The organism is Exiguobacterium sp. UBA6309, assembly GCF_002439205.1.
GTDB lineage: Bacteria > Bacillota > Bacilli > Exiguobacteriales > Exiguobacteriaceae > Exiguobacterium_A.
Genome location: NZ_DJTL01000030.1, coordinates 1 through 18,340 on the forward strand (window position 1 = coordinate 1; position 18,340 = coordinate 18,340).

Sequence of the window (18,340 nt, forward strand, 5' to 3'; positions counted from 1 at the left end):
CTGCTACCGCACCATCAAGTACGCGAAGTGAACGTTCAACCTCAACTGTGAAGTCTACGTGTCCAGGTGTATCGATGATGTTTACGCGGTTACCTTTCCATTGAGCAGTTGTTGCTGCCGATGTAATCGTGATCCCACGCTCTTGCTCTTGCTCCATCCAGTCCATTTGTGAAGCACCTTCGTGCGTTTCACCAATCTTGTGGATACGACCCGTGTAATACAGGATACGCTCAGTCGTTGTTGTTTTACCAGCATCGATGTGAGCCATGATCCCGATGTTACGAGTGTTCTTAAGGGAGAATTCTCTTGCCATCTTTAAACATTCTCCTTTCGCATTTTAGTTTAGTGGTCGTGTGTTGCCACACGTCATGACTATACCCGAAAGCCACCTCATAATTCCATTAAAAATGGCATGCATGAGGTGGTGATTTCCGGAATTACCAGCGGTAGTGAGCAAACGCTTTGTTCGCTTCCGCCATTTTGTGCATATCTTCGCGCTTCTTAACAGAAGCACCAGTGTTGTTTGCAGCGTCCATGATTTCGTTAGCAAGGCGCGCATCCATAGTTTTTTCGTTACGGAGACGTGAGTAGTTCACGAGGTAACGAAGTGCAAGTGTCGTACGACGCTCTGGGCGAACTTCGACAGGAACTTGATAGTTAGCTCCACCTACACGGCGTGCTTTAACTTCAAGAACTGGCATGATGTTGTTCATCGCTTCTTCAAAGACTTCCATTGCATCGCGACCTGAACGTTCAGCGATAGTTTCGAAAGCTTTGTATAAGATTTGTTGAGCAGTACCTTTTTTACCATCTAACATAAGACGGTTGATAAGGCGGGTAACGAGTTTAGAGTTGTAGATCGGATCAGCCATTACATCACGACGTTCTGCTTGACCTTTACGTGGCATTCCGAGTCCCTCCTTTCATATAGTGAGGTGATATCTTAAGATATCTAGATTATTTTTTAACTTTAGGACGTTTAGTACCGTATTTCGAACGACCTTGCATACGGCCGTCAACACCAGCTGTATCAAGCGCACCACGAACGATGTGGTAACGTACCCCTGGTAAGTCTTTTACACGGCCGCCGCGGATAAGAACAACACTGTGCTCTTGAAGGTTGTGGCCGATACCTGGGATGTAAGCTGTTACTTCCATTGTGTTCGTCAAACGTACACGTGCGTATTTACGAAGAGCCGAGTTCGGTTTCTTCGGAGTCATTGTACCTACACGAGTACAAACACCACGTTTTTGTGGTGAGCTGATGTCAGTACGAGCTTTAATGAAGCTGTTGTACCCTTTGTTCAGCGCTGGCGAATCTGATTTCACAACTTTTGATTGACGTCCTTTACGGACTAATTGGTTGATAGTAGGCATCTTTGAGATCCTCCCTTCCTGAATTCATGACAAATTTCAAAACCACCGAGCCGGGTGGTTCATCGAAAGTCATAATGAAACGTTTTGCGTGGCTCAGGCATTCCATCGCCACACAAAACGCATTATCAAACTTTCTTAATGGCAACAGCTGTTGCTGCGACATCGATTCCACAAGCTTTTCCAAGCTCTTGCTTAGAAGGAACATTCACGACTGGAACGTTAGCTTGTTTCGCCGCATCGAGCAATGCTTGTTTTACGTGTTCATCTGCGTCATCCGCAATGATCACTTCCGACGCCTTGCCAGATCGCAATGCTTTGAGCGTTTGCTTTTGACCGACAAACTTCAAATCTGCGCCGACTACTTTTTTGTAAGACATGAAGATATCCTCCAAAATAACACAGCCGGTTGGCAACACTATATCATAGTAGCACCGCCATACCGGCGTGTCAAGGCGTTTTATTCTACCGGAGAATCGGCTTCTACAGGTGCTTCGCCAGCTACTTCGAGATCGATCTGACGGTAACGTGACATCCCAGTACCAGCTGGAACCAACTTACCGATGATGACGTTCTCTTTCAAGCCGCGAAGGTAGTCGCTCTTCCCTTTAATCGCTGCATCCGTAAGGACACGAGTCGTTTCTTGGAACGACGCAGCCGATAGGAATGAATCTGTTTCAAGTGACGCTTTCGTGATACCGAGAAGAACTGGTTTCGCCGAAGCGAGAGCTTTCCCGTTACGGAGCGCTTCTTTACAAGCTTCCTTGAACGTGCTGATATCGACGAGCGAACCTGGTAAGAGTGAAGTCTCACCAGACTCGATGACACGTACGCGACGGATCATTTGGCGAACCATGACCTCGACGTGTTTGTCACCGATCTCAACCCCTTGCATCCGGTATACTTTTTGAACTTCTTGGAGCAAGTAGTTCTGAACGCCGGATACACCTTTAACGTTCAAGAGTTCTTTCGGATCGATCGAACCTTCCGTGAAGACTTGACCAGCTTTGACCTCGTCCCCGAGCTGAACACGTAGACGCGAACCGAATGGGATCGTGTATGTGCGTGTTTCGCTGAGTCCTTGGACCGTCAATTCACGTTTGTCACGCGATTCCGTGAAGTCGATGACTTGACCATCGATTTCCGAGATGACCGCTTGACCTTTCGGGTTACGCGCTTCGAACAACTCTTGGATACGCGGAAGACCTTGTGTGATATCGTCCCCGGCAACCCCACCTGTGTGGAAGGTACGCATTGTAAGCTGCGTTCCTGGCTCACCGATTGATTGTGCCGCGATGATACCGACAGCTTCGCCGACTTCGACGTCGTTGCCTGTAGCCAAGTTACGTCCGTAACATTTCTTACAGACACCATGGCTTGTGTTACATGTGAAGGCAGTACGGATCTCAACGTTATCGACACCAGCGTCCGTGATGGCACGCGCAAGATCTTCATCGATGAGTTCGTTCGTTGAAACGAGGACTTCTCCTGTTTCTGGGTGAACGACGTTTTCGAATGCCGTACGGCCGACGAGGCGATCGTAGAGACTTTCGATTTCTTCCGTTCCTTCACGGAGTGCTGTGACGCGGATACCACGATCCGTTCCACAATCATCTTCACGGATGATGACGTCTTGAGCAACGTCAACAAGACGACGAGTCAGGTAACCTGAGTCAGCCGTTTTCAAGGCTGTATCGGCAAGACCTTTACGTGCACCGTGTGTTGAGATGAAGTATTCCTGTACCGTTAGACCTTCACGGAACGATGATTTGATCGGGAGCTCGATGATCCGTCCACTTGGAGCGGCCATGAGCCCACGCATACCAGCGAGCTGCGTGAAGTTCGACGCGTTACCACGGGCACCGGAGTCACTCATCATGAAGATCGGGTTGAGACGGTTGAGGGATTTCATCAGACGAGACTGAATTTCATCCTTCGCATCATTCCAAGATTTAACGACGCGCTCATAGCGCTCGTCTTCTGTGATGAGACCACGACGGTACGATTTCATGACGCGATCGACATTGTCCTGCGCTTCAACAAGGATTTCTTGTTTATCCGGAAGAACGATGATGTCCGCGATCCCTACCGTGATACCGGCACGAGTCGAGTGTTTGAATCCGAGGTTTTTCATGCGGTCGAGCATACGGCTTGTTTCTGTCGTCTCAAACCGTTTGAAGACTTCCGCGATGACATTTCCAAGGAATCCTTTTTTGAACGGGTCGATGATCGGACGGTTCTTCAGTTCTGCCACGACATCTGTTCCTTTTTCAAGGAAGTACTTGTCTGGCGTCGCTTCTTGAAGGTTCGTCATCGTTGGTTCGTTCAAGTAAGGGAACGTCGTTGGGAGGATCTCGTTGAAGATCAACTTACCGACTGTCGTAATCAATAATTTCTCGTTTTGCTCTTCCGTGAATGTCGGGTTCTTGAGAACGCCGGCTGGAATCGCAACACGTGTATGGAAGTGCGCATAACCGTTTTGGTAAGCGATGAGCGCTTCGTTCACTGTTGAGAAGATTTTCCCTTCACCGATCGCATTTTCGCGCTCGAGCGTGAGGTAGTAGTTACCGAGGACCATATCCTGCGATGGTGTAACAACAGGTTTACCGTCTTTCGGGTTCAAGATGTTTTGTGCAGCGAGCATGAGAAGACGTGCTTCTGCTTGTGCTTCTGCCGAAAGTGGTACGTGAACCGCCATTTGGTCACCATCGAAATCGGCGTTGTATGCCGTACATACGAGTGGGTGAAGGCGAATCGCGCGTCCTTCGACGAGCGTTGGTTCGAACGCCTGGATACCGAGACGGTGAAGTGTCGGTGCACGGTTCAAGAGAACCGGATGCTCACGGATGACTTCTTCGAGGACATCCCAGATTTCAGGTTGAACGCGCTCGATTTTCCGTTTCGCACTCTTGATGTTCGGTGCGATGCCACGAGAGACGAGTTCTTTCATGACGAACGGTTTGAAGAGTTCAAGGGCCATTTCTTTTGGAAGACCACATTGATACATCTTCAGGTTTGGACCAACGACGATAACCGAACGACCAGAGTAGTCGACACGTTTACCGAGCAAGTTTTGACGGAAACGTCCTTGTTTCCCTTTCAACATGTGTGAAAGTGATTTAAGTGGACGGTTACCTGGTCCAGTAACTGGACGACCGCGACGACCGTTATCGATCAAAGCATCGACTGCTTCTTGAAGCATCCGTTTTTCATTCTGAACGATGATGTTCGGAGCGCCAAGGTCAAGAAGACGCTTGAGACGATTGTTACGGTTGATGACGCGGCGGTACAAGTCGTTCAAGTCAGACGTTGCGAAACGTCCGCCATCGAGTTGAACCATCGGACGAAGTTCCGGTGGGATGACTGGAAGTACTTCAAGCACCATCCATTCTGGATTGTTGCCTGAGTTACGGAACGCATCGAGGACTTCAAGGCGTTTGATCGCACGAGTACGACGTTGTCCTTGAATCATACGAAGCTCTTCACGTAATGCAGCGACTTCTTTATCGAGTTCCACGTCACGGAGCAATTTACGAACTGCTTCCGCACCCATTTCAGCAGTGAACGAACGACCGAACTTCTCACGATATGCACGGTATTCTTTCTCTGAAAGGAGTTGTTTCTTCTCAAGTGTCGATTCGCCTGGATCTGTAACGACGTACGACGCGAAGTAGATGATCTCTTCTAACGCACGCGGTGACATGTCGAGGACGAGTCCCATACGGCTAGGAATTCCTTTGAAGTACCAGATGTGCGAAACCGGTGCTGCGAGCTCGATGTGACCCATGCGCTCACGACGGACTTTCGACTTCGTGACTTCAACGCCACAGCGGTCACAAATGATTCCTTTATAGCGGATCCGTTTGTATTTACCACAGTAACATTCCCAGTCTTTTGTTGGACCAAAGATACGTTCACAGAACAAACCGTCTTTCTCCGGTTTGAGTGTACGATAGTTGATCGTCTCCGGCTTTTTCACTTCCCCGAAAGACCATGAACGGATCTTTTCGGGGGAAGCGAGGCCGATTTGCATATATTCAAATCTATTAACATCTACCAAGGGGTGGACCTCCCTTTCGCTTATTCCTCTTCAGTAACAACTGGTGCGACAGGCGCTTGAACTTCTTCGAGTGCTGGAGTCGCGTTCGGGATATTGTCCTCGTCTTCGTCGCGCATTTCGATCTCTTCATCATCAGCAGACATCATCTTGACGTCCATACCGAGTGATTGAAGCTCTTTAATGAGGACTCGGAACGATTCCGGTACGCCCGGTTGTGGTACATTCTCACCTTTGACGATTGCTTCGTACGCTTTAACACGACCGATCGTGTCATCCGACTTGATTGTAAGGATCTCTTGGAGCGTGTAGGCTGCGCCGTATGCTTCAAGTGCCCATACTTCCATCTCACCGAAACGCTGACCACCGAACTGGGCTTTACCACCGAGCGGTTGTTGTGTAACGAGTGAGTATGGTCCTGTCGAACGTGCGTGAAGTTTATCATCGACCATGTGAGCAAGTTTAATCATATACATGACACCGACAGAGATACGGTTATCGAACGCTTCACCCGAACGACCATCATAAAGGACAGTCTTCGCGTCGCGATCCATACCTGCTTCTTCAATCGTTGCCCAAACATCTTCCTCACGCGCACCATCGAATACTGGTGATGCGACTTTGATGCCGAGTTGACGTGCTGCCATCCCGAGGTGAAGCTCGAGCAACTGCCCGATGTTCATCCGTGATGGAACCCCAAGTGGGTTCAACATGATGTCAATTGGCGTACCGTCTGGCATGTACGGCATGTCTTCTTCTGGAAGGATACGCGAGATAACACCTTTGTTACCGTGACGACCCGCCATTTTGTCACCCTCGTGAATCTTACGCTTCTGAACGATGTAAGCACGGATCAACTGGTTGACACCAGGTGAGAGCTCGTCCCCATTATCGCGGTCGAAGATTTTGACGTCGAGGATGATTCCATCACCACCGTGTGGTACACGGAGAGATGTATCACGGACTTCACGTGCTTTTTCACCGAAGATTGCATGAAGAAGACGTTCTTCCGCTGTCAATTCCGTTACACCCTTCGGCGTAACTTTACCGACGAGGATATCGCCGTCCTTGACTTCCGCGCCGACACGGATGATTCCGCGATCGTCGAGGTTTTTCAAGGCATCATCACCGACGTTCGGAATATCACGTGTGATTTCTTCCGGTCCGAGTTTCGTATCACGCGACTCACATTCGTATTCTTCGATGTGGATCGATGTGTAGACGTCGTCTTTGACAAGACGCTCACTCATGATGACAGCATCCTCATAGTTGTAACCATCCCATGTCATGAAACCGACGAGTACGTTACGACCAAGCGCAAGTTCCCCACCGTCCATCGATGGACCATCTGCAAGGATCTCGCCTTTATCGACTGGGTCGCCTGCTTTGATGATTGGTTTTTGGTTATAACACGTTCCTTGGTTAGAACGGATGAATTTTTGAATCTTGTAACGGTCGAGTTCACCTTCAACGATGTTGCCATCGACTTCCGTCGTACGACGGACAAGGATTTCACGCGCCGTGACACGCTCAGCGATCCCTGCGTGCTTCGCAACGACAGCGGCTCCTGAGTCTTTCGCAGACACGTACTCCATTCCTGTACCGACAATCGGAGATTCCGGGTTCAGAAGTGGGACGGCCTGACGTTGCATGTTCGCTCCCATGAGGGCACGGTTCGAGTCATCGTTCTCAAGGAACGGGATACAAGCCGTTGCGGCAGATACGACCTGCTTCGGCGAAACGTCCATGTAATCGACACGTGCTGGTTCGACAGACAAGTTTTGTCCACGGAAACGTGAAAGGACGTGTGAATCTTTGAACGTCTTCTCTTCCGTCAACAACATGTTTGCCTGTGCGACGACGTAGAGATCCTCTTCGTCAGCAGTCATGTAGTGGATTTCATCCGTGACGACGCCCGTTTCCGGATCGACACGACGATATGGTGCTTCGATGAAGCCGTACTCATTGACCTTCGCGTACGAAGACAACGAGTTGATCAAACCGATGTTTGGTCCCTCTGGCGTTTCGATCGGACACATACGGGAATAGTGCGAGTAGTGTACGTCACGAACTTCGAAACCAGCGCGCTCACGTGTCAAACCACCAGGTCCGAGTGCTGAAAGACGACGTTTGTGCGTCAATTCCGCAAGCGGGTTCGTTTGGTCCATGAACTGAGACAACTGCGAGCTACCGAAGAACTCTTTAATCGATGCGATAACTGGACGAATGTTGATCAAGGCCTGTGGCGTGATCGCATTCTGATCCTGAATCGACATCCGTTCCTTAACGACACGTTCCATCCGTGAGAGACCGATCCGGAATTGGTTCTGGAGCAGCTCGCCGACTGAACGAAGACGACGGTTACCGAGGTGGTCGATATCGTCTGTCGTACCGACTTCATGCAACAAGTTGAAGAAGTAGTTGATGGCAGCAATCATGTCAGCAGGCGTGATGTGCTTGATGTCACGATCGATGTTACCGTTACCGATGATATTGATGATGCGTTCACCTTCAGCATCGTCCGGTGCGAACACCTTGATTGACTGTAAGTTGAAAGCCTCACCCTGCGTTACGCCGCCTGTAGGCGTCGCTTCGATGTAACCAACGGATCCTTCGAGGAATGGAAGGACTTTATCGAGCATACGACGATCAAGGACCGTTCCTGCTTCCGCGATGACTTCACCTGTCTCAGGATCAACGAGCGTTTCCGCAAGTTTTTGACCGAAGAGACGGTTCTTAAGATGAAGCTTTTTATTGATTTTATAACGACCAACGTTTGCCAAATCATAACGTTTCGGGTCAAAGAAGCGCGACACGAGCAACGCTTTTGCGTTTTCGACTGTCGGCGGCTCTCCCGGACGTAGACGCTCATAAATCTCGATGAGGGCTTTTTCCGTTGATTCCGTATTATCTTTTTCAAGTGAATTCCGGAGGTACTCATCATCACCGAGAAGATCGATGATTTCCTGATCCGTACCGAAACCAAGAGCACGTAAAAGAACCGTTACTGGAATCTTACGCGTGCGATCAATGCGAACATAAACGATGTCTTTCGCGTCTGTCTCGAGCTCGAGCCATGCACCACGGTTTGGGATGACTGTCGCGGAGAATCCACGTTTACCGTTCTTATCTAACTTATTGTTGTAATAAACACTTGGCGAACGAACAAGCTGCGAAACGATTACGCGCTCCGCTCCATTGATGATGAATGTTCCCGACTCCGTCATAAGCGGGAAGTCACCCATGAAGACTTCTTGTTCTTTCAATTCACCCGTCTCTTTATTTTGAAGACGGACTTTAACGCGTAGTGGTGCCGAATAGGTCACGTCGCGCTCTTTCGATTCATCGATCGAATACTTCGGCTCTCCGAGCGAGTAGTCGATGAATTCTAATACGAGATTCCCTGTGAAGTCGGAAATCGGCGAAATGTCATGAAACATCTCACGGAGACCTTCCCGCAGGAACCACTCATACGAATTCGTTTGAATCTCGATTAAGTTTGGAAGTTCCAATACTTCGCTGATACGTGCATAGCTTCTTCTCTGACGGTGACGACCGTACTGAACAAGTTGACCAGTCAACTGATTCACCTCTCAGACCCACTTCTTCTTATAGAGAAGGACGGGTGTAATATCGAACATTGAAGCCATTTTTTGATTGATAAGCGCAAAAAAGCGACGTCTTGTCTACTCAATCATCTGTAGTCGAGAACGCCAGCTGCTTTCAAACATCTTATCCAAAAATCACTCCAATGGCATTTTATAATACTATCATAGACACAACATGCGGTCAACGACAAATCCTTCGATTTGTCAAGACCGAATTGATTTAAATATAGAGTACCCTTTATCCCGGGTAACTGTCTCACACATACCGAATACTTCTTCCATCAACTTCTTTGCTGATGGTCCACCTTGTTTCTTTTGAATGACGACCCAAAGTTCGCCGCCGACGACAAGGTGATCATATGCTTCTCGGAGAATACGATGAACGACCGTTTTTCCCGCCCGAATCGGTGGATTCGTCACGATCGCTGCGAATGTCGATTCGCCTACCCCATCATACCCGTCACTCACACCGGTCGTCACGGAAACACCATTCGCGCGCGCATTGTCTGCCGCTAGTTCGAGCGCCCGTTCATTGACATCGATCAAGTGTGCCGGACGACCCGTCGACTTCGAGAGCGCGATGCCCATCGGTCCGTATCCGCAGCCGACATCTAAAATGTCTCCCGCTACAGCCGGTTCCGTGAATGCCTCGATCAACAGACGGGAACCAAAATCGATTCCGTTCTTCGAAAAGACACCGTGATCCGATGTAAAGCGGAGCCTCTGACCACGCAGGACATATTCCCACGTCTTCGGATCTCGTTTCGATGAAGGGTCATTCGTATAATAATGATCCGCCATGTTTCCTTCCCCTCTCATGTAAAAGATGAAAACAAAAGAAGCTCGCAATGCGAGCTTCTCTTGTTTCTACGGAAGAAGAAAATTACTTAACTTCTACAGTAGCGCCAGCTTCTTCAAGCTTAGCTTTCATTGCTTCAGCGTCTTCTTTCGAAACGCCTTCTTTAACTGGTGCTGGAGTTCCGTCTACGAGAGCTTTCGCTTCTTTAAGACCGAGACCAGTCAATTCGCGAACTGCTTTGATGACGTTGATTTTACCAGATCCAGCGTTAGTAAGGATAACGTCGAATTCAGTTTGCTCTTCAGCTGCTGCGCCTGCGCCAGCACCTGCAACTGCTACTGGAGCTGCTGCTGATACGCCGAATTCTTCTTCGATTGTTTTTACGAGTTCGTTAAGTTCAAGAACAGTCATGCCCTTGAGGTCTTCGATAAATTGCTCTTTGTTGAAAGCCATTATGGTTTTCCTCCTTTGATTTAGCCCACGTTGGGGTGTGAAAATTGTGTTGGTTGCCTATCCCGCTAAGCAGAAATTAAGCAGATTGTTCTTCTTTTTGCTCTGCGATTGCGTTCGTTGCCACCGCGAGTCCACGGATTGGCGCTTGAAGCACGCTGAGGAGCATCGAAAGGAGACCTTCGCGTGATGGAAGTTCCGCAAGGGCTTTGACATCTTCTACTGAAGTGACTTTGCCTTCGATGATACCACCTTTGAGTTCGAGAGCCTTGTGCGTTTTAGCGAAGTCGTTCAAGATCTTAGCTGGCGCGATAACGTCTTCATTGCTGAAGGCGATCGCACTAGGACCTGTGAAGACTTCATCAAGACCTTCGAGGTTGCTTTGAACTGCCGCGCGGCGGAGGAGACCGTTTTTGTAAACTTTGAATTCAACGCCCGCTTCGCGGAGTTGTTTACGAAGTTCAGTGACTTCTTCTACTGTGAGACCACGGTAGTCGACGACAACTGTTCCTGCGCTCGCTTGGAGTTTCTCAGCGATCTCAGATACGAGATCCGCTTTGACAGCGATAACTTTTTCGTTTGCCATTTCTGTTGCACCTCCTGGTAGATGAAATGTACCGGTGCGAGGGGCTGCTCGATTTCAAATAAAAAGCCTCCGTCTGCAGAGCAGAGGAGGCGTAATCGTCAAAAAGGATACCTGAACAAACAGGCTCTCTGAGCAAGAACACCTCGGAAGGATTTATGCCCATGTGAGCACCTTCTGTCTACGGTATGTCGAAATATATCAACGTTTTATACTGTAACAGCGTTCTTAGAACGTTGTCAAGTTCGTTTTAGACGAAATTATTTCGCGAAGTCAGCTGAAGATACTTTTACACCAGGACCCATTGTAGAAGCGATCGCGATGTTTTTAAGGTATACACCTTTAGCAGTAGCAGGCTTAACTTTTACGAGAGTTTCGATAACTGTGTTGATGTTATCAACGAGTTTCTCGTTATCGAATGATTTTTTACCGACAGGAACGTGGATGTTACCTGATTTGTCGACACGGTACTCAACTTTACCAGCTTTGATATCGTTGATTGCTTTTGTGACGTCAAATGTAACTGTACCTGTTTTCGGGTTTGGCATGAGACCTTTTGGTCCGAGAACGCGACCAAGTTTACCAACTTCACCCATCATGTCTGGTGTCGCAACGATAACGTCGAAGTCGAACCATCCTTGTTGGATTTTGTTGATGTACTCAGCATCACCAGCGTAATCTGCTCCAGCAGCTTCCGCTTCTTTTAATTTCTCACCTTTCGCGAAGACGAGAACTTTTTGTGTTTTACCAGTACCGTGTGGCAATACGACTGCTCCACGGATTTGTTGGTCTGCTTTCTTCGGATCTACTCCGAGACGAACAGCCAATTCGATAGTCTCATCGAATTTCGCAGTTGCAGATTTTTTAGTCAAATCTACAGCTTCTGCGAGTTCGTATGAAACCGTACGATCGATAAGCTTAGCAGCTTCTTTGTACTTCTTACCCATTTTAGGTTCCTCCTTTGTGGTTGTGCGGAAAATCCTCCCACATAATGAAAGGGTAGCAGGCTTCAAGAAACTATCCGCCTGCGACCCTCATCGTTGTTCATGGTAATCAAAAAGACATTAGTCTTCGATTACGATACCCATAGAACGTGCAGTACCTTCAACCATCAACATTGCTGTTTCAACAGATGATGCGTTAAGGTCTGGCATTTTTGTTTCAGCGATTTCACGAACTTTGTCACGTTTGACAGTCGCTACTTTCTTACGGTTCGGTTCACCTGAACCACTCTCAATTCCAGCTGCTTTCTTCAAGAGAACTGCTGCTGGAGGAGTTTTAGTGATGAATGTGAATGAACGATCTTCAAAAACCGTGATGACTACAGGGATAATCAAGCCGGCTTGGTCTTGTGTACGAGCGTTGAACTCTTTACAGAAGCCCATGATGTTCACACCTGCTTGACCGAGTGCCGGTCCAACTGGTGGAGCTGGGTTTGCTTTGCCCGCAGGAATTTGAAGTTTTACGAGTTTCATAACCTTCTTCGCCACGAGACACACCTCCTTAATTCTTTAATGTGGTTTAATTGGACGTTGCGCGTCCTCCCACTCATTCTATTCGACGAGTTATTTATCGAAATAAGCACAACATCAAACACGAAAAATTGTATCATTAAAACAAAACATTCGCAATAGGAAACTTAATCGATTTTATCGACCTGTGCGAAATCAAGCTCGACCTTCGTTTCGCGACCGAACATATCAACAGAGACTTTCATTTTCTCAGCATCTGCATCAAGCTCCTCGATCGTACCTTCGAGATTTTCGAAAGCTCCTTCTTTGATTCGGACGATTTGTCCGAGTGAGAAGTCGTAACGGCTCTTCAGATCGACAAGACCCATTGATCCAAGGATATTTTCTGCTTCTTCCGGAAGAAGTGGGGTTGGTTTTGAACCGCCGCCGACTGATCCGAGGAAGCCTGTGACGTTCGGAGTATTCCGGACGACATACCAAGAATCATCCGTCATGACCATCTCAACGAGGACATATCCCGGGAAGATCTTGACTTCACGTTCCTTGATTTTCGTTTCTCCCTTTTTGTTCGTTACTTCTTCTTGTACCGTTTCAATCGGAACGAGTACACGGAAGATTTTTTCGTCCATGTTCATGGATTCAATCCGACGTTCAAGGTTCGCCTTGACGTTGTTTTCGAATCCGGAATACGTTTGGACGACAAACCATTGTTTCTCCATGGTAGGCCACCTCTTCTTTTTACTTAATCAACCAGCTCATCAATGCGCTAAGCCCTGAATCGACGCCGAAGATGAAGACACCCATGAAGATCACCATACCGATGACCGTCAGTGTGTATTTCGTCAGCTCTTTCCGTTTTGGCCAGCTCGTCTTTTTCAATTCATTCCATACGTCACGCAAAAATTTCATCGTACTTTCCCTCCAGGATGTAATAAATCGGGACAGATGAAGCTTTATTTCGCTTCTTTATGAATCGTATGCGCGTTACAACGACGGCAGAATTTCTTCAATTCCAAGCGGACAGTGACGTCCTCTTTTTTCATCGTCGTATAGTCGCGGGCACCGCAATTATCACAAGCAAGGCCTACTTTCTTCGCCATCTCAAAGTCCTCCTTCTTTGCCACTCTTCTCTTCTGTTGAGGTACTTTCCTTCCGAAAAAGAGCGTAAAAAAAAACGCCTATGAGCGGCGTCTCGCTAGTAAGGCGCTAGTTATACAGTAGCATAGGAAGGGGTTACGGTCAATCTACCTCTCTGTTAGACCGTCATCTTTCGTGCTTCGAGATAACGCTCAAGCTTGCGCTTGACGCGTTGCAAGGCATTGTCGATCGATTTGACATGACGATCGAGGTCGTCAGAGATTTCCTGATACGTCCGTCCGTCAAGATAGAGCGCGAGGACTTTGCGTTCAAGGTCGCTTAAAATTTCATCCATCTTCGATTCAATGTCTGCATATTCTTCCCGGTTGACGATCAAGATTTGTGGGTCAGAAGGTGCTGTCGACGTGATGATATCGAGTAACGTCCGCTCCGATTCATCGTCATAGATCGGTTTATCGAGTGAGATGTACGAATTCAACGGGATATGTTTCTGACGTGTCGCCGTCTTGATCGCAGTGATCATCTGTCGCGTGATGCATAATTCGGCAAATCCTTTAAACGAGGCAAGCTTATCCGTTCGGTAATCCCGTACTGCTTTATAGAGACCAATCATTCCTTCTTGAATGATATCTTCTCGGTCTGCCCCGATCAAAAAGTAAGAACGGGCTTTGGCGCGCACGAAATTTCGATACCGCTCGATCAAAAATTCGAGCGCATCGCTGTTGTCGAACTCTTTCGCTTGTTCTACAAGCGCTTCATCGGTCATGCACCCAAACTGGTCGAACGAAACCAAACTCATCTTGTATCCCTCCAAGCATCATTGACGAATAGTTCAATTGTTTTTAATTATACAATAATTACCTGTCGCACGACAATGAAAATTGGCATGACCTCTTTTGTTGCATCCAACATGTATCTTTTCTATAAAAAAATCCACCATTCTTCCAAATGAAGAACGATGGATTGCTCATACGAATGGTTCATATCATGTATCTGAATTCTTTCGACGACGGATCGCTTCTAAACGTGCGACGACGTCTTCTGGTAAATCAATCTTCGAGCGCGGTTGAGCCGTCGTCTTCGCAGACGTCGTCTGTTGTTTGATGACAGCGACTGCCGCTTTCCACTCTCGCCGGAGCTCTTGCGCCGATATGCGGAGTGCGCCGAGCGTGAAGATGACCCATTGCTCCGTGTAGTCGTTCGTCGCTACCGTCAACTTGACTCGGATGTCCTGTAACCAATCAGCAGCTGTCTTTTCAATCCATTCATCTGCCGTTTCGTTCTCCCGTGTATAGACGATATCGATTCCGCTTTTTAGCATCCGAGACTCACGTCCTGGTTGCAGATAGGCATCGAAGACGATCGTAACGCTGAGACCTGTGACAGCTTGGTATTCCGCCATCGCATGAATCAGCCGTTCCCGTGCCAATTCAAAATCTTGCTCCCGCAACGTCCGAAATTCTGGCCATGCGCCAATGATATTATAGCCATCTACGATGAGACGATCATATTTCATCGCGCATACGGCTTTCTAGTCCGGTAGACTTCATATAGTAATAATGAAGCAGCAACCGATGCGTTGAGCGATGTGACATGTCCCGCCATCGGGAGGTGGACGAGGAAATCACATTTTTCACGGACAAGCCGGCTCATTCCTTTTCCTTCACTTCCAATGACGATTCCGAGTGGCATCGTCCCATCGAGCGTCCGGTAGTCATCACTTTCGCGCGCATCCGTTCCGACGAACCAGATGCCTTGTTTCTTTAGATCTTCCATCGTCCGCGCAAGGTTCGTCACGCGAACGACAGGAATATGTTCGATCGCGCCTGTTGATGCCTTTGCGACGACTTGCGTCAATCCGACTGATCGACGCTTCGGAATGATGATCCCGTGTGCCCCGACAGCATCTGCCGTCCGCAAGATTGATCCGAGATTATGTGGATCCTCCAGTTCATCGAGTAGGATCAAGAGCGGTGTTTCATCCTTTTGACGTGCCAGCTTGAAGATGTCTTCCATCTCGGCGTACTCGTACGCCGCTACCGCTGCGACGACACCTTGGTGATTTTCCGTTCCAGCTAAACCGGTTAACCGCGAACGCGGGACGAGCTGGATTTGAATGCCCGCTTCCTGCGCCATCGCATGGATGACGGCAAGTGGTCCTTTTTGTTGTCCTTCTTGCAAGAACAGCTTGTTCATCTCTCGTCCACTCCGTAATGCCTCTAGGACCGGATTACGACCTGACAAAAAATCTTGTCCTTCTTCGAGTGGCTCGATCACGACAGGCTGTTCCTTGACCGGAGCGGCTTTTCGTTTCTCTGGTGCTGGACGCTGTGCCTTCGTTTTTGGCTTCGCGCTTGTAGCCTTAGGATTCGTCTGTTTTTTCGGCTTCGAGTAATTCGAACGCTTGTCCGATGAGTTCTTCAAGGCGATCCCCTCCTTCTGAAAGATAAATATAACCGAGCAATGCTTCAAATGCTGTCGCGTAGCGATACGTATGGACGTCCGTGCTCTTCGGAACAGAACCGGATTTCGCGTTCTTTCCGCGCCGGACGACCGCTGCCTCTTCTTCCGTCAACGCATCCGTGTTCAACCAGTGTGTCACGACCGTCGCTTGTGCTTGTGCCCGAACGTACCGGACAGCTGCTTTATGCAACTCGCCCGGCTTCACGTAGCCTTGTTCGAGCAATCGCTCGCGCACACGAATCTCATAGACGACGTCGCCCATGTACGCTAATGCGAGTGCGTTCAGTTGTTTGTAGTTCTTCATCCGCGCTTCCACCGCATCCCTTGCGCTGTATCTTCGAGCAGAATGCCTTGGTCACGTAATTGGTCGCGAATTGCATCTGCTCGTGCAAAGTCACGATTTTGACGGGCTGTGTTCCGCTCTTCGATCAACTGTTCGACTTCTTCATCGAGTAAGCCTTTATCAACTGTCAACGTCACACCTAGGACGCCTGATAATTCCGAGAAGAGTGCGAGGAACTGTTCGAGCACCTGTTTCGATACATGCGCTTCTCCAAGGTATAGGTTGGCTTCTTTTGAGAGATCAAACAAATCCGTCACAGCGTTCGCTGTATTGAAATCATCATCCATCGATGTGATGAAGTGTTCCTTGATCGCCGCTAGACGATTCAACCACTTCTCGTCACCTGTTCCGAGATCGGCCGTCATCTCAAGACGGTGTTCGATGTTTGCGACCGACTCCCGAATCCGCGCGAGACCATTCGCTGCTTGATCGATCAGTTCACGACTATAGTTGATCGGGTGACGATACTGAACCGATAACATGAAGAACCGTAACACCATCGGATCGACCGCTTGGATCGCTTCATGGACTGTCAGGAAGTTACCGAGCGACTTCGACATCTTCTCGTTTTCGATGTTCAAGAACCCGTTATGCATCCAGTAGTTCGCGAACTTCTGCGAGTTGCACGCCTCAGACTGGGCGATCTCATTCTCATGGTGCGGGAATTTCAAGTCTTGTCCGCCAGCGTGGATATCAATCGTCTCCCCAAGGTATTTCTTCGCCATCGCCGAGCACTCGATGTGCCAGCCTGGTCGTCCTTCGCCCCATGGACTCGTCCATGCCGGCTCCCCTGGTTTTGCTGCTTTCCAGAGCACGAAATCAAGCGGATCTTCTTTTTTCTCTCCGACTTCGATTCGTGCACCTGCACGCAACTCGTCGATTGACTGTTGGCTTAATTGTCCGTAATCCTTGAAACTACGCGTCCGGAAGTAGACATCTCCGCTTGAAGCGTAGGCATTGCCTTTTGCAACGAGTACTTCGATGAATGCGATGATATCGTCCATCGTTTCCGTGACGAGTGGATGGATGTCCGCTTTTTGGACATTCAAGGCGCCCGTGTCCGCGTGATACGCCTCGATGAAACGTTTCGTCAACGCATGATAATCTTCTCCCAGTTCGTTCGCTGTCCGGATGATCTTATCGTCGACGTCCGTGAAGTTCGAGACGTATTTGACCTCATATCCGCGATATGTGAAGTAGCGACGGACCGTATCGAAGACGATGGCTGGACGTGCGTTGCCGATATGAATGTAGTTGTATACCGTCGGGCCACAGACATACATCTTGACCTTTCCTTCTTCTAATGGTTTAAATGGTTCCTTTTTTCCGGTCATGCTGTTGTACAGTTGAATCATGACGTCGCCCTCCTTTAATCCGTTCAATTTCTTGTTTTAATACTTCTAGTTCCATTTCAATCCGCTCTTGGCATTCGCTGACCGGATCCGGGAAACGATGATCAAGTGGTGCTTCGACCTTCATGCCGTCTTGAATGACGACACGTCCCGGAATGCCGACGACGGTCGCATTTGGAGGAACGTGTTTTAAGACGACAGAACTGGCACCGATTTTCGAGTATGCCCCGATCGTGATATCACCAAGGACACGGGCACCTGCTGAAACAAGTACGCCGTCTTCAATCGTCGGATGACGCTTTCCTGTTTCTTTCCCCGTTCCGCCGAGTGTCACGCCTTGAAACAACGTGACGTCATCACCAATGATCGTCGTCTCACCAATGACGACACCCATCCCGTGGTCGATAAAGAATCGGCGTCCGATCGTTGCTCCTGGATGAATCTCGATGCCTGTCAAAAAGCGACTGAATTGCGAAATCAATCGACCGAGCAAGCGAAACTTCGCGTTCCAGAGCCGATGGGCCAGGCGATGCATCCAAATCGCATGTAAGCCCGGGTATGTCAAAATGACTTCTAACGTGCTGCGGGCAGCTGGATCTTGCTCAAACACATTGCGGATATCTTCTCGCATCCGTGTCATATACGTTCTCCTCTCCATAAGAAAAAGCGCCTCCATGCATTGCTGCACAGAGACGCTAACGAAGCGCGGTCCCACTCTGTTTGGACGATTGACTCGTCCCT

At 48.7% G+C, this 18,340-nt stretch carries 20 protein-coding genes and 2 other annotated features (1 of these 22 cut by a window edge); all 20 genes read right to left on the minus strand.

Annotated features, from left to right (window positions below):
- Positions 1-313, minus strand: a 313-nt coding sequence (locus B3M90_RS10450; protein ID WP_290784008.1) for a GTP-binding protein, incomplete at its 3' end; no start/stop codon positions are given.
- 124 nt (positions 314-437) lie between these two features.
- Positions 438-908 (minus strand): 30S ribosomal protein S7, encoded by a 471-nt coding sequence (rpsG, locus tag B3M90_RS10455; RefSeq protein WP_023466623.1) that lies wholly within the window; start codon positions 906-908, stop codon positions 438-440.
- A 49-nt stretch (positions 909-957) separates the two neighbouring features.
- Entirely contained in the window at positions 958-1,377 is a 420-nt protein-coding gene (gene rpsL, locus B3M90_RS10460; RefSeq protein ID WP_023466621.1) for a 30S ribosomal protein S12, read from the minus strand.
- Positions 1,378-1,502: 125 nt separating this feature from the next.
- Complete coding sequence (locus B3M90_RS10465; RefSeq protein WP_023466620.1) at positions 1,503-1,754, minus strand: ribosomal L7Ae/L30e/S12e/Gadd45 family protein; 252 nt, start codon at positions 1,752-1,754, stop codon at positions 1,503-1,505.
- Positions 1,755-1,834: 80 nt separating this feature from the next.
- Positions 1,835-5,434 (minus strand): DNA-directed RNA polymerase subunit beta', encoded by a 3,600-nt coding sequence (gene rpoC / locus B3M90_RS10470; protein WP_285801423.1) that lies wholly within the window; start codon positions 5,432-5,434, stop codon positions 1,835-1,837.
- Between the two features lie 20 nt (positions 5,435-5,454).
- Entirely contained in the window at positions 5,455-9,012 is a 3,558-nt protein-coding gene (gene rpoB / locus B3M90_RS10475; RefSeq protein ID WP_058705179.1) for a DNA-directed RNA polymerase subunit beta, read from the minus strand.
- A gap of 231 nt (positions 9,013-9,243) precedes the next feature.
- Positions 9,244-9,840, minus strand: coding sequence for a class I SAM-dependent methyltransferase (locus B3M90_RS10480; RefSeq protein WP_290784010.1), 597 nt, complete (start codon positions 9,838-9,840; stop codon positions 9,244-9,246).
- Positions 9,841-9,922: 82 nt separating this feature from the next.
- Entirely contained in the window at positions 9,923-10,291 is a 369-nt protein-coding gene (rplL, locus tag B3M90_RS10485; RefSeq protein WP_023466613.1) for a 50S ribosomal protein L7/L12, read from the minus strand.
- Positions 10,292-10,367: 76 nt separating this feature from the next.
- A complete protein-coding gene (gene rplJ, locus B3M90_RS10490) occupies positions 10,368-10,874 on the minus strand; it encodes a 50S ribosomal protein L10 (RefSeq protein WP_023466611.1) in 507 nt (168 codons plus the stop codon).
- 50 nt (positions 10,875-10,924) lie between these two features.
- Positions 10,925-11,076 (minus strand) — a sequence feature (ribosomal protein L10 leader region).
- Positions 11,077-11,131: 55 nt separating this feature from the next.
- Positions 11,132-11,818, minus strand: a complete 687-nt coding sequence (gene rplA, locus B3M90_RS10495) for a 50S ribosomal protein L1 (protein ID WP_064300983.1) — start codon at positions 11,816-11,818, stop codon at positions 11,132-11,134.
- A gap of 117 nt (positions 11,819-11,935) precedes the next feature.
- A complete protein-coding gene (rplK, locus tag B3M90_RS10500; RefSeq protein WP_023466609.1) occupies positions 11,936-12,361 on the minus strand; it encodes a 50S ribosomal protein L11 in 426 nt (141 codons plus the stop codon).
- Between the two features lie 149 nt (positions 12,362-12,510).
- On the minus strand, positions 12,511-13,062 hold the full coding sequence (nusG, locus tag B3M90_RS10505; RefSeq protein WP_214856813.1) for a transcription termination/antitermination protein NusG: 552 nt from the start codon (positions 13,060-13,062) through the stop codon (positions 12,511-12,513).
- 19 nt (positions 13,063-13,081) lie between these two features.
- Positions 13,082-13,252, minus strand: a complete 171-nt coding sequence (secE, locus tag B3M90_RS10510) for a preprotein translocase subunit SecE (RefSeq protein WP_023466605.1) — start codon at positions 13,250-13,252, stop codon at positions 13,082-13,084.
- 44 nt (positions 13,253-13,296) lie between these two features.
- Entirely contained in the window at positions 13,297-13,443 is a 147-nt protein-coding gene (gene rpmG, locus B3M90_RS10515) for a 50S ribosomal protein L33 (RefSeq protein WP_023466603.1), read from the minus strand.
- 155 nt (positions 13,444-13,598) lie between these two features.
- Positions 13,599-14,240, minus strand: coding sequence for an RNA polymerase sporulation sigma factor SigH (gene sigH / locus B3M90_RS10520; RefSeq protein ID WP_035413147.1), 642 nt, complete (start codon positions 14,238-14,240; stop codon positions 13,599-13,601).
- Between the two features lie 186 nt (positions 14,241-14,426).
- Positions 14,427-14,957 carry an NYN domain-containing protein gene (locus B3M90_RS10525; protein WP_214856811.1) on the minus strand — a complete coding sequence of 177 codons (531 nt, stop codon included), beginning with the start codon at positions 14,955-14,957 and terminating at the stop codon, positions 14,427-14,429.
- Complete coding sequence (rlmB, locus tag B3M90_RS10530; RefSeq protein ID WP_214856825.1) at positions 14,954-15,718, minus strand: 23S rRNA (guanosine(2251)-2'-O)-methyltransferase RlmB; 765 nt, start codon at positions 15,716-15,718, stop codon at positions 14,954-14,956. The genes B3M90_RS10525 and rlmB overlap by 4 nt, the downstream gene beginning before the upstream one ends.
- 85 nt (positions 15,719-15,803) lie before the next feature.
- Positions 15,804-16,208, minus strand: coding sequence for a Mini-ribonuclease 3 (locus tag B3M90_RS10535; protein WP_023466600.1), 405 nt, complete (start codon positions 16,206-16,208; stop codon positions 15,804-15,806).
- Positions 16,205-17,602, minus strand: a complete 1,398-nt coding sequence (gene cysS, locus B3M90_RS10540) for a cysteine--tRNA ligase (protein WP_050677146.1) — start codon at positions 17,600-17,602, stop codon at positions 16,205-16,207. The genes B3M90_RS10535 and cysS overlap by 4 nt, the downstream gene beginning before the upstream one ends.
- Positions 17,556-18,257 carry a serine O-acetyltransferase EpsC gene (epsC, locus tag B3M90_RS10545; RefSeq protein WP_155960240.1) on the minus strand — a complete coding sequence of 234 codons (702 nt, stop codon included), beginning with the start codon at positions 18,255-18,257 and terminating at the stop codon, positions 17,556-17,558. The genes cysS and epsC overlap by 47 nt, the downstream gene beginning before the upstream one ends.
- Positions 18,258-18,284: 27 nt before the next feature.
- Positions 18,285-18,340 (minus strand) — a binding site (T-box leader); it runs 163 nt beyond the window's last position.

What these genes read in the sequence shown, in the direction of transcription:
- secE (WP_023466605.1), bottom strand. Translation starts at nt 13,252, where the DNA reads ATGAAATTTTTGCGTGACGTATGGAATGAATTGAAAAAGACGAGCTGG.
- B3M90_RS10480 (WP_290784010.1), bottom strand. Translation starts at nt 9,840, where the DNA reads ATGGCGGATCATTATTATACGAATGACCCTTCATCGAAACGAGATCCG.
- sigH (WP_035413147.1), bottom strand. Translation starts at nt 14,240, where the DNA reads ATGAGTTTGGTTTCGTTCGACCAGTTTGGGTGCATGACCGATGAAGCG.
- rpsG (WP_023466623.1), bottom strand. Translation starts at nt 908, where the DNA reads ATGCCACGTAAAGGTCAAGCAGAACGTCGTGATGTAATGGCTGATCCG.
- rpsL (WP_023466621.1), bottom strand. Translation starts at nt 1,377, where the DNA reads ATGCCTACTATCAACCAATTAGTCCGTAAAGGACGTCAATCAAAAGTT.
- cysS (WP_050677146.1), bottom strand. Translation starts at nt 17,602, where the DNA reads ATGATTCAACTGTACAACAGCATGACCGGAAAAAAGGAACCATTTAAA.
- B3M90_RS10535 (WP_023466600.1), bottom strand. Translation starts at nt 16,208, where the DNA reads ATGAAGAACTACAAACAACTGAACGCACTCGCATTAGCGTACATGGGC.
- B3M90_RS10525 (WP_214856811.1), bottom strand. Translation starts at nt 14,957, where the DNA reads ATGAAATATGATCGTCTCATCGTAGATGGCTATAATATCATTGGCGCA.
- nusG (WP_214856813.1), bottom strand. Translation starts at nt 13,062, where the DNA reads ATGGAGAAACAATGGTTTGTCGTCCAAACGTATTCCGGATTCGAAAAC.
- B3M90_RS10465 (WP_023466620.1), bottom strand. Translation starts at nt 1,754, where the DNA reads ATGTCTTACAAAAAAGTAGTCGGCGCAGATTTGAAGTTTGTCGGTCAA.
- rplJ (WP_023466611.1), bottom strand. Translation starts at nt 10,874, where the DNA reads ATGGCAAACGAAAAAGTTATCGCTGTCAAAGCGGATCTCGTATCTGAG.
- rplA (WP_064300983.1), bottom strand. Translation starts at nt 11,818, where the DNA reads ATGGGTAAGAAGTACAAAGAAGCTGCTAAGCTTATCGATCGTACGGTT.
- rplL (WP_023466613.1), bottom strand. Translation starts at nt 10,291, where the DNA reads ATGGCTTTCAACAAAGAGCAATTTATCGAAGACCTCAAGGGCATGACT.
- rpmG (WP_023466603.1), bottom strand. Translation starts at nt 13,443, where the DNA reads ATGGCGAAGAAAGTAGGCCTTGCTTGTGATAATTGCGGTGCCCGCGAC.
- epsC (WP_155960240.1), bottom strand. Translation starts at nt 18,257, where the DNA reads ATGGAGAGGAGAACGTATATGACACGGATGCGAGAAGATATCCGCAAT.